Source organism: Micrococcus sp. UYEF5 (genome assembly GCF_040546065.1).
In the GTDB taxonomy this organism is placed as follows: domain Bacteria; phylum Actinomycetota; class Actinomycetes; order Actinomycetales; family Micrococcaceae; genus Micrococcus; species Micrococcus luteus.
Genome location: NZ_JBEPNB010000017.1, coordinates 1 through 11,225, shown reverse-complemented (window position 1 = coordinate 11,225; position 11,225 = coordinate 1). Strand labels below are relative to the sequence as shown.

Sequence of the window (11,225 nt, the reverse complement as noted above, 5' to 3'; positions counted from 1 at the left end):
GCGACACCTACCTGCAGCCAGTCCTGCGTGATCGCGGCAACAAGACCGCCACGGAGCGCTGCAAAAACCCCGCCACCAAGCGAACGAAGCCACAGCCCCGTCGCATCCCGGACGCCCGCCACAAACGACCGTTTGTGCCGGGGCGCTAGGTGTGGGCGCTGCTTCAGTCTTCATGGGCAGGGGTCGCCGGTGGATCGGTCGTGGTCTAGGTTTCTTTTGGCGTACTCGTAGAGCCCTCGTAGCTGGGCTCTCGTGCCCAACCCATCCGCCCTTGAGCTTCGGAGATCACCCGATGATCGAATCCACCCCAGCTGGCCGGGTCTCGGGGCGGTCCGCAGCGCAAGTGGTCCTGGGGCTCGTGCTGCTGGTGCTCATCGTTCCCGTGGCCATAGCCGTCTTCATGGCCGCCTACGCCGTCGCGGAGTTCGCCCAGGGCAGCCACGCTCCCGTGGGGGCGCCTTCCTTGCTCGTCAGCGTGGGGCAGCTCCTCGTCGTCGCATGCGCGGCCGTCTGCGGCGTCCGGTTCGCTCGATCCAGATCCCCTCGCTCTCGGTGAGGCTGGACGGCCGCGGTGGTTGCTCTGTTGGTGCTGGCCGCCTGGCCTGTCCTGGTGGGAGGGATCGGCCTGGTGGAGCGAGAGGCGTGTTAAGTCCGCCCGGCGCCGTTCTGGTGTGAGTGAGCCTGCAACCGCAAGGGGCCGGCGCCAGGGCGCAGCTGTCCCCAGGGGGGCTATCCGGGTACGAGGACTCGTTCCTACCCTGGGGCGATGACTGCACCGGATGCCCTGCCGCCCTCAGAGTTGCCGTCCACGCCTGAGGTGCGCCGGGTGATGTCCGCGCTGGTCCAGAGGTACTTCAGTCGTGAGACTCACGCGCGTCTCCTCGACGCCGACGTGACCGGGGAGGTGCTCACGGTGGTGGCCTGGCAGGCCGGACCTTCCCCGGAAGACCCGCGACGGGTGATCGCCCACCGCACGGACCTGGGGATGCGTCTGGCCGAGTGCGAGGGGGATCTGGAGGCGGTGCTCCTGGATGCATTGCAGTTCCAGGTATTCGAGCCGAGCGCGCCGGGCTGGGCGGCGTCCAGGCGGGTATACCCCAGCGGGGTGGCACAGAACGTCGTGCCGTCCCGCTGTTTGCTCATCGGCCGACGGAGAGCTCGATCAGTTGCGGGCTGCTGCAGCAGGCGTCGCCGGCTGGGGCTGGGGCGTCGCAGCTGCCGCCGAGGTCGGTGGTGCATACGCCGGTCTCGGGTAGTTCGAGGTGGACTGCGTCGGCTGCTTTGCGGTCGCCGGCCAGGGCTGCTGCGATGGAGCGGACCTGTTCGTAGCCGGTGGCCATGAGGAAGGTGGGGGCGCGGCCGTAGCTCTTCATCCCCACGATGTAGAAGTTCGTCTCCGGGTGGGCGAGGACTCGCTCACCGTGAGGCTCGACGGATCCGCAGGAGTGGAACTCGGGATCGATCAGCGGCCCCAGCTGGGACGGTGCTTCGACGGCCGGGTCCAGGGCCAGGCGGAGTTCGGAGAGCATTCCGAGATCAGGGCGGAACCCGGTGGCGGGCACCAGCACATCGACGCTCACTTCTCGCTCCCCGTCCGGGGTCACAGCGTGGACGGTCAACGTGTCGTCGGCTCTGAAGCGAGTGATGGTGAAGGAGGTGAGGACCTCGATGCGTCCGGAGTCGACCAGCTGGCGCAGTCGCGAGCCGAGCGCTCCTCGGGCTGCGAGTTCGTCCTGGTCGCCGCCCCCGTAGACGCGGGTGAGGTCTGCGGTGCGAGCGGCCCAAATGATGGTGGTGTCGGCCTCCAGGCCTGCGAGGTCCAGCAGGGTATTGGCGGCTGAGTGGCCGGCACCGGTCACCATGACTCGCTTGCCGGCGAAGCGGTCACGGTCGCGGCCCTGCACGTCAGGCAGCGGCGCGGTGATGTGGCCCGCGGCGCGGGCCTGCTGCTCGCCGGGAGCAAGGAGCCCGGCCTGTCCGAGGGGGTTGGGCGTGGACCAGGTGCCGGAGGCGTCGATGACCGCGGAGGCGAGCACGTCTTCGCTGTGCCCGTCGGTGGTCTGGATCCGGACGAGGAAGGGGGTCTCCTCGCGGCGTGCGGTGCGGGTCTTGTCGATGCCGGCGCGGGAGACGGCGGTGACCCGCGCCCCGTAGCGGATCGACTCGGCGAGCTGGGGAAGCTGCGCGAGCGGTTCGAGGTAATGCTCGCGCAGTTCGTGACCGGTCGGGAGAACGTCGGCGTCGGGTGCGGTCCAGCCGGCAGCTTCGAGGAGACGCTGTGCGGCGGCGTCGAGGTTGTGCTGCCACGGCGAGAAGAGCCGCGTGTGCCCCCACTCGGCGATCGCGGCTCCTGCCGCGGTCCCGGCCTCGAGGATCAGGAACGGCAGGCCGCGCTCAGAGAGGTGGGCGGCGGCGGCAAGGCCGATGGGGCCAGCGCCGATGACGACAATGGGATGTGAGTTCGTTGCGGTGGTCACGATGATGAGTCTCCTTGCTGCGGGGCGGTCAGTTCGCGGTGCCGGTGAGGTCGGTCAGGAGCTTGCGGACGTGGGTGTCGATGTCGTCGCGGACCAAGCGCATCCGCTCCATCCCTTCGATGCCGCGCTGAGAGGGCTCATCGGTGTGCCAGGTCGTGACCGGCGCGGTCATGCCCTCGACGGGTTTGATGACGGCTTCGTCGCCGATGACGATCACGTGGTCGACGCTTCGCAGCAGCTCGGGGGTGACCGGCTGCGGGACGGCGGAGGACATGTCCGCGCCGACCTCGGCGATCGCCTCCGCGGACTGGGCGTTGATGGCGGTGCCCGGGCGGGTGCCGGCGGAATGCACGTCGACCTCATCCCCGGCGTGATGGCGCATGAGGGCGGCGGCCATCTGGGACTTGCCGCCGTTCTTCACGCAGACGAACAGGACTGAAGGGCGCTTCGTGGTCATGGCGAGGGGATCCTTCTGTGGGGTCATCGGGTGGGGGCGGTGGTGTCGCCGGGGAACAGGCGCCGCCCCATAGCGAGGGCGACGTAGACGAGGGCGACGAGGACGGGGACTTCGATCAGCGGGCCGACGACGCCGGCGAGGGCCTGGCCGGAGGTGACTCCGAAGGTGCCGATGGCGACGGCGATGGCGAGCTCGAAGTTGTTGCCCGAGGCCGTGAACGCGACGGTCGTGGACTTCGCGTAGTCGAGGCCGATCGCGCGGCCGAGCAGGAAGGACCCCAGGAACATGACGACGAAGTAGACCAGCAGCGGCAGGGCGATGCGGGCCACGTCTCCCGGTGCGGAGATGATCGCGTCGCCCTGGAGGGCGAACAGCAGCACGATGGTGAACAGCAGCCCGTACAGCGCCCAGGGACCGATCTTCGGGAGGAACCGCTCCTCGTACCAGGTCCGGCCCTTGGCTCGCTCACCGAGGATGCGGGTCAGGAACCCTGCGACCAGCGGGATCCCGAGGAAGATCAGCACGCTGAGGACGATCGCACCGATCGAGAACTCGGCCGACGTGGTCGGCAGCCCCAGCCAGGACGGCAGCGCCTGGAGGTAGAACCAGCCCAGGGCACCGAAGGCGATCACCTGGAAGACGGAGTTGATCGCGACCAGCACCGCGGCTGCTTCTCGGTCACCGCAGGCGAGGTCGTTCCAGATGAGGACCATCGCGATGCAGCGTGCGAGCCCGACGATGATCAGGCCGGTGCGGTACTCCGGAAGGTCGGCCAGGAAGATCCAGGCCAGGGCGAACATGAGTGCCGGGCCGACGATCCAGTTCAGCACCAGCGAGGTCACCAGCAGGCGTCGGTCCGCGCCGATACGCCGGGTCTCGTCGTAGCGGACCTTCGCCAGGACCGGGTACATCATCACCAACAGTCCGATCGCAATGGGCAGGGACACGGATCCGATCTTCACCGCCTCCAGCGCGGTGTTCAGGCCGGGGATGAACCGCCCCAGCAGGAGACCCACTGCCATGGCGGCCAGGATCCACACCGGGAGCCAGCGATCGAGGAAGGACATCTCCTTCATCACGCGGGGCTGCTCCACATCCTTGGTGGTCGTACTCATGAGGGGGGCCGAACCTTCCATCGACGGATATCGATGCGAACGCTATGCTTCACATCGATGACTGTCAATGTAAGGTGGGGGCATGTCCACGACGACCGCGATCACAGCTGCCGGGCTCGAGACGATGAACGGCCCTGAGGAGTGCTGCAGGCTCTCAGCGGGGCCCGTCGACAGCGTCGAGGCCGAGAGGATCGCGTCCTTGCTCAAGGCGCTTTCCGACCCGACCCGTCTCCGGCTTCTGTCCCATGTCGCTGCTCAGGGCTGCAATTCGGTCTGCGCCTGTGATCTCACCGAGCCGCTGGGCATCAGCCAGCCGACCGTGAGTCACCACATGAAGAAGCTCGTCGACGCTGGCCTGCTCACGCGCGAGCAGAAGGGCCGCTGGGCGCACTACTCCGTCGTGCCGTCGGCCTTCGCCGAGCTCCGTTCCTTCCTCGACATCGCCTGAACCCCCGCCGCCGACTTTGGAGATCCTCCTGACCGCACGGCCCAGTGTCCAGGTCGTCTGCGTCCACAACGCCGGTCGCTCGCAGTCCGGTTAGCCGGCGACGCGTTGGTCCGCTGCCACCGCCGGGTCCAGCAGGACCTGCATGGCCACCGCGGCCGCACGGGCGACCCGCTCTACTCCGCCCGTCGAACCCTGCACGCCGGAACCGGGTTGCTCACCGACAAGCAGAGGGCCCGGCTCGAGGCCACTTGGGGGACCTGCCAGCGGATGATCAGCGCCTACCGCGAACCCGACAGGGCTCGAGGAAAGGAGTCGATGGATGGCGTGCACAGGTTCAGGAGGAGGTGACAGGCAGGTCCTTCGGAGACTTGCGCTGACCGGAGCGCTGCCCGGACTGCCCGGACCGCCCGGACCGACCGGGCTGCGCCCTTGGGCAGGGTCACAGCATTTCCAGTGGTCGCGGTCCGCTCGGGGGCGGAAACGCACGGTCCAGAGCATCCAGGTCTTCGCGGGTCAGCTGCACGTCCAGTGCTGTGGCGTTGTCGCGCACGTGCTGCGGGCTGCTCGCCTTGGGGATCGTGCAGAGCGAGTCGCGGCGCAGCACCCAGGCAAGGGCCGCCGCCGCGGGGCTGACGCTGTGACGGGCCGCGACGTCGTTCAGCGTCGTGTCGTCAAGGATGCGGCCCTGCTCGATCGGCGAGTACGCCATGACCGGCAGCTGGTGGTCGGTGCACCACGGCAGCAGGTCGTACTCCGGTCCTCGCCGCGACAGGTTGTACAGCACCTGATCCGTGGCCAGCCCGCTGCTGCCCGGCACGTCCTGCAGCTCGGCGAGGGCCCGGTGGTCGAAGTTGCTGACGCCCCAGTATCGGATTTTCCCGTCCTCGACGAGCTGGTGGAAGGCTGCGACGGTGTCCTGCAGCGGGTACCTGCCCTGCCAGTGCAGCAGGTAGAGGTCGATCCGATCGGTGCCCAGGCGTTTCAGGCTGCGTTCGCAGGCCGCGATCGTGCCGGAACGGGAGGCGTGGGACGGCATGACCTTGCTGACCACGAACGCCTCGTCGCGGCGACCCGCCAGTGCTTCACCGACCACCTCCTCCGCGCCGCCGTCGGCGTACATCTCGGCGGTGTCGACCAGCGTCATGCCCAGCTCGAGGCCGGCGTGCAGCGCGGCGACCTCGTCGCCGCGGCGGCCGGGGTCCTCACCCCAGCCCCAGGTGCCCTGGCCCAGCACAGGGATGGACTCACCGCTCGGCAGCGTTATCCGTCGCATCCGCGATCACTTCCTTCTGGTTGTCCTGAGGTGGGACGTGGGCTGAGATCCTCGAAGGGTCGGCGCGTCCTCGACCGGTGCTGGCTTATAGGAGGGTGGCGGGTACCGAGGTGCCGGGTGTCGAGCTGGTAGTCAGCCCCGCCTGCGCCATGTGGCGTACCGGGCTGCTCACGAGCGGTTTCCGGCGCCGGTGGGCTGGACGGTACCACCACGGCGGAACAGAAGGCAGAGGTCATCGGGTGAGCGGCTGGTGGCCAGGTTCCCGTCTCGGGCCGCCTCTTGGTCCGCCACGTTCACACCGGCATTGCGCAGGTCGGTGCGGATGCTGGGGTGTAGAGATGCAGCGAAGATTTCACACGACACGCGGTGAACCCTTCTGGGAGCAAAATCTTCAGCGGGGTTTGTGAAATGTACCCCTCGGCCGCCGAGAGAGTCACCAACGCCCAGGGTCAGTACATCTAGCCGACCACCCTGACCGCTGCGCCGCGGACATGTCCCAGGGGCACGCCTGACAGCGAGCTCATGCCGGGAAGGCGCGTGCCACCTGGCCGCTCGACTTCCGCCTCAGGCACCGGGTGCAGAGGAGTCACCTCTCATGGCCGACGGTTGGCTATAAGTCGGGGATGCTCTCGCGTGCAGCTTTGCGAATTTGTGCTGAAGCGTGCTGCGTGGCGATGGTTAGCAGTTGAGAAACAGCTGGCTTCCCCGAAGGAGTCTGTAGTCCAGAAACAACTGCCGCAGCACTCTGCCTTCCGCCAGAGTTCAGGACCTGCGACAGAATAGTCATCACACCTGCAGTGGCGCGGTCGCCAGCGACCAACCTACTCAGCCCTCTGAGCGCTGCAGTACGTACGCTCGCGTTTGAGTCACCTGCGAGAGCGAGAAGGAGCTCGGAGTCTGCCCTGTCTCCGAAACGTTCGATGATCCGTGCTGCCGCGGCACGGTGATCGGTGTCGCCGCCAACGAGGTCCCGGATCAACGATTCGCGCGTTTGCTCATCCACGAGAGCAGCCAGGGCTTCGGAGGCGAGGCTCCGAATGTCCTCGTCGTCACCAGAGAGGATCCACGCTGGCTTCCGAGTCTGAAGAGCGGACACGGCTTCGACAAGTTGTTTCTTGATTGGGCCGGCAAGTGTCGCTCCGTGCACTGCGAGTACGCCCAATGCCCCAGACTGCTGCTGCGCGCTGACCTCGGGGGCAGTTAACAAGGCTTCGATACGATCCCACCGCCCACTCGAAGGGTGCCAGATACCGAGCAGCGCCAGTGCCTCGCCGGGGTCGAGGCCACCGCGACCGAACGCACCCCTGGCAGCATGCTCGATAAGAGTGTCGATGTTGCTACACAGCCGGTCGGTGAGAGCGTTGACTGCATCGGAGGGCAGCGTACGCACGTCGTCAATCGCTCCGAAGATGAGCAATTCCCCGGCCCGGGCTCGTTGAAGGACTTGCTCGCGACTCTCAACTACTGCAGGAGCAGCAACCCTCAAGAATGCTTCGCGCAGATAGGGGGCGTCGCCGTCAGATCGGTTCGCCGCGCGCTGACGGTCGCTCTCACGCCACGCCGATGCGGGGATCACGTGAATCAGCCGGGCGAGTGTTTGCGCTGTTCCGTCGTCGGTGACTGGTGGCTGGTTAAGGAAGTAGTCGATCACGTTGTGAAGGGCGTCCTCGCTCAACGTGCAGACCATGGCCTTCAGGAGATCGATGATCTTGTAAAAAAAGTTGAATGTGGGTCGAGTGCGTTCCATGTAGCGCTGCGGCTCTTGAAGTGTCGCTAGCGCCCACGCACAGATTTCGTCGGCCTGTGCGGGTTCGAGAACGTCCCCGGCGGACGTCAGCAGTTCGATGTCTGCCAGAGCGGTTGTTCGGGTCGATCGAGACAAGTCCACGCTGCTCGCCGCGATCCTCGCGGCCATCGTTGGACCTGTGCGCACGATGTGCCGAGTCGCGCGCGCAGTGCTCTTGCTGTCACCGGAGAGACGGAGGATCGTCAGCCGGCCCGCGACTTTCGCGGGGTTGTCCGTGGGCCGGCTCGTGACAAGAAAATGCTCCGCGAGAGCGCCACTTGCACCACGCCACCCGTCATGATCACCAGTGCAGGACGCAAGCCACGCGGCGGAGAGCAGGCCTGTGTGGGCGGCGTCTGCGCTCCCGATCCGAATCGACGCATCCTCGCTCCAGCTTCGGAAGGCCTCAGCGAGATGAGCAGACAGGCCGTGGGACATCACCTGGGATCTCCACCATGACGCTGGGTTGTCGATGCGCTGGACGGTGTTGGCGATGTCGCCCTGCATCCAGCCAGTTGCCTTGAACGAGGTCAGTGCACACGCTCCCGCGATGGCTGCCGCCGTGACGTCTGACGGTGCTTCTCGGTGGATGCGCTGGGTCTTCATTGCGAGGTCGAAAGCCTCCTCGTGTCGTCCAACCTCCAGCAGCGCCCGTGCTCGTTGCGATTCCAGCCACGCGTGATCCACTGGGGAGTAGTCATCATGCGCCAAGGCGTCTTGAAGCAATTGAAGCGCCGTGTCTGGATCGTTCTCGTCGAAGCGATAGACGCAGCGAAGCACGGCTGCCGCGGAGCGTTCACTTGGCGCAGAGGCTAGGTCGCCAAGATGAAGCAGGTCATCGGGTTCTCCTTGGTAGTGCCAGCGGTGAAGCGCAGCCGTGGCGCGCCAACACCAGTCATCGGCCTCGCGCGCGTCTTCGAGTGACAGACCTTTCCGCTCGGCGTCATTCTCCGGTCCGAGTGTGGAATGGCTCAGCGGTTCTAGGAGCCGTTCGAGGTCGTCCCGGAAGAGCATTTGCATGGCGAGGGCTTCGAGCCCGGTGATGGAGTCCGGGTCCAGGTTCCGGTGTGGAGCGATAAGCCGGGGAGTGATGAGGGCATGCCGAACTCCATCGGCCGGTGCGAGATGCACGGCGCCAGTCCACGCGGTGCCGTCCCAGGTCGGAGTCGGAAGCTGTGTTAGCGCGACGTCGGAGAGCTTTTCGTTGTGATCGAGGTCAACAGATTGAGAGGCTGGTACAAGAATCTTGGCGCCCTTGCCGGTTGAGACGACTCGCTCAGGAGTCACGTGAACCCAGAGCGAGAGGTTTCTGTCTTGATCGCGCAGGATCACGACGTGAGGCAGAGCGTGGTGCAGCCAGTAGTCGAAGTGTTCGCGGTCATCTTCGGCAAACCACCACCCAGTGATCGTGCCCTCGGCGTCCTTCTGCGGAGATTTAAAGTATGAAGGTCCGGTCTTGACCTGGGCGCCCATCACGGCGCCGAGTTCGTATCGGCGGGCATCTCGCGGCCGCAAGTACAGATCGGTACCTGTGTCATGTCGGCTATCGAGCACCCCTCCCCAGCCCAGACGCTCGAACTGCGCCAAGACCTCGGACTCTCCTGAGGTTCCCGTAGCTTCGTTTGCTGGCGCGCGCACCTACACCTCCTCCGTGGTCCCGTCCGCAACAACGCGACCTTTACGTACCGCAGAACCAGTGAATGTGAGCGGTATAAACGAGTCTCGAAATGCGAGTCCCGATGGACGTCGCGTAGGCCCACCACCGGGAGGAGTGGTGAGAGGGAACCTCATCCCGACCGGCGCCTTGCCTGAAACACGGCCAGGGCACGGGCCGTCCGCTGGATAACCGGGGTGAGCGGGAGCGGCCAGACAGTCGGGGAGGTCTGTCCTTCCTCCGAAGTGCCTCGCGGCCGCGACATGGAACATCGCACCATGGGCCCAGGCGATCATGTATGTCTCGGCGAGAACGGCAGGAACATCCACCCTCAACTGCGTCAGTTCCAGTCCTTGTGAATGCCCGTCCACCCTGGGTGCCTGTGCGAGCACTTCAATAACGGGGCAATCGAAGATGTCCACGGCGTCTGGCCCGGTCAGGGCGCCTACCGGGATGGTCCCATCCGCGTTCGGCGGAGTGGTGGCGAAGGTGACTTTGAGATCATCACGCGCACGGACTGACAAACCGTGCTTGACCTTGTTGTGAGCAGCGTTGAGTTGGAGTTCATGCCCCACGAGCAGGGCGATAGCGAAATTGAGCCAGTCGGCGAACACGTTGGATGCTGAGGCAAGTTGATCTGTCATCCCGCTTTGCAAGTCCTGCTCCTGGACCACTAGACGGGCGAACTGCATAGGGGCCTCCGCCGAGGAGAAGGACTCGCGGATCTGGTCCACAACCTGGCCGAGTTGGTTTGGCCCGGTCGACAGGGTCTCCCATACACACGATTTGCCAGCGCTCCTCCGCTGCGAGAGTGCGGCCGTCAACCGCACCAGCGACTCAGCCGCATGGTGCCGCAGGGCATACGCATCCGTAGCGACCTGTGTGGCAATGGAGTTCGGCGAGGTCTCGGGTATGAATCCCATCGGCTGGCCAAGCAGGCGGGAGAACCGCGCAAGGGTCTCGGGCTCGTGGTGCTCTCTATGATCGGGCGCCGCTAGGGCATGCTTATGGCTGTCAACGTCTGATTCTGCCCACCACAGCATCATGCGGATTCGGGCGCTGAAGTACCCGTACGGATCAGACGACAAAAAAGTGTCGTCAAGCTCCTGACACTGCTCGGCCGTCAGGTCCGGCCCGGTGGGTGGCGGGTACATGCGACAAGCGTATGGCCTGCAGCTCGGAGGCAGAGGCTCTGCCCTGGCCGCTGGCGTCGTAATGACCCCCACGAGAGGCACTACGCTCGTGGCAGGGAGCATCGACGTCACGCGCCCACTAATTTCGTCACTGGGACCCACCATGGCCGGGGTCGCCGCTGCAAGCCAACTACTGGGCGCCCACGTGACTCACCGCGCGCAACGCCCGAATCTAATCTGCCGCTGAGGGTGCGTCACAGAGGCAACTACGGGGCACGCCAGAGCTGAGGAGGCGCCACGTGTCGGGGGCGCAGCCTCAGGACTAGGCGGGTTGGGTGGTCCGAAGACCCCGGGGGTCAAAGGCGGCCAGGTTCTCTCGATCGCTGGCCATCTCCTCCGCCAGATAAGCATCGGCAGTGCCCTTGGGGGCGTTGGCGAAGCGGATCGGACTTGGCCCCTCGAGCATCCCCAGGGCCCCCAGGCGGACACCGTTTTTCCCGTCGCGCAAGTGCCTGGCCGAGCGACCGGCGCCAACATAGGAATGCCAGCACAAATCGCGGGGTGCAGCTGACCGGCTCAGGGTATCTGCTGCCATCGCGCAAGCTCATCGGCGGGCGTGATTAGCCAACGGTGCGGGTCGGCCTCGAAGGAGAGGCCATCGTGCGCCCGCTACGAGGAGGGTCGAGGCTGATTTGTCGGGGCTTCGGCGGGAATTGGCAGCTGGGAGGATCGAGATGCAGATTCACCAACGTCTCAAGAGGTCACGCGTTCAGGACAATACGAAGTACTGGGCTGACCCCGTTTCGTAGGTCCAGTCGTTATGAGAGTCGTCCTGTTGCCCGCGGTCGCGGGCAGGGAGACTGGTCAGATCATGACGAACAG

At 65.9% G+C, this 11,225-nt stretch carries 7 protein-coding genes and 2 pseudogenes; 2 read left to right on the top strand and 7 right to left on the bottom strand.

Annotated features, from left to right (window positions below; all coding sequences use genetic code 11):
* Positions 1 to 1,139 precede the first annotated feature (1,139 nt).
* From ABIB16_RS10925 to arsB, 3 genes are read right to left on the bottom strand one after another with little or no spacing between them, the layout of a single operon-like run.
* A complete protein-coding gene (locus ABIB16_RS10925) occupies positions 1,140 to 2,477 on the bottom strand; it encodes an FAD-dependent oxidoreductase (protein WP_354436284.1) in 1,338 nt (445 codons plus the stop codon).
* 28 nt (positions 2,478 to 2,505) lie between these two features.
* Positions 2,506 to 2,934, bottom strand: a complete 429-nt coding sequence (locus ABIB16_RS10920; protein WP_002855764.1) for an arsenate-mycothiol transferase ArsC — start codon at positions 2,932 to 2,934, stop codon at positions 2,506 to 2,508.
* Between the two features lie 23 nt (positions 2,935 to 2,957).
* Positions 2,958 to 4,049: an ACR3 family arsenite efflux transporter gene (gene arsB / locus ABIB16_RS10915; protein WP_036381392.1), complete on the bottom strand. Its 1,092-nt coding sequence runs from the start codon at positions 4,047 to 4,049 to the stop codon at positions 2,958 to 2,960.
* An 82-nt stretch (positions 4,050 to 4,131) separates the two neighbouring features.
* On the opposite strand from arsB, the gene ABIB16_RS10910 reads away from it, so the two are divergent.
* Positions 4,132 to 4,497, top strand: coding sequence for an ArsR/SmtB family transcription factor (locus ABIB16_RS10910; RefSeq protein WP_044658723.1), 366 nt, complete (start codon positions 4,132 to 4,134; stop codon positions 4,495 to 4,497).
* 84 nt (positions 4,498 to 4,581) lie between these two features.
* Positions 4,582 to 4,818: pseudogene (locus tag ABIB16_RS10905) on the top strand (ISL3 family transposase); the annotation flags it as partial.
* A gap of 118 nt (positions 4,819 to 4,936) precedes the next feature.
* Here the strand turns inward: ABIB16_RS10905 and ABIB16_RS10900 are convergent.
* From ABIB16_RS10900 to ABIB16_RS10885, 4 genes and pseudogenes are all read right to left on the bottom strand, one after another.
* Complete coding sequence (locus ABIB16_RS10900; protein ID WP_061866807.1) at positions 4,937 to 5,770, bottom strand: aldo/keto reductase; 834 nt, start codon at positions 5,768 to 5,770, stop codon at positions 4,937 to 4,939.
* Positions 5,771 to 5,998: 228 nt separating this feature from the next.
* Positions 5,999 to 6,100, bottom strand: a pseudogene (locus tag ABIB16_RS10895) (DJ-1/PfpI family protein); the annotation flags it as partial.
* A gap of 280 nt (positions 6,101 to 6,380) precedes the next feature.
* Positions 6,381 to 9,194 carry a DUF4365 domain-containing protein gene (locus ABIB16_RS10890; protein ID WP_354436283.1) on the bottom strand — a complete coding sequence of 938 codons (2,814 nt, stop codon included), beginning with the start codon at positions 9,192 to 9,194 and terminating at the stop codon, positions 6,381 to 6,383.
* Positions 9,195 to 10,364: a hypothetical protein gene (locus tag ABIB16_RS10885; protein WP_282963157.1), complete on the bottom strand. Its 1,170-nt coding sequence runs from the start codon at positions 10,362 to 10,364 to the stop codon at positions 9,195 to 9,197.
* Between the last annotated feature and the right edge of the window lie 861 nt (positions 10,365 to 11,225).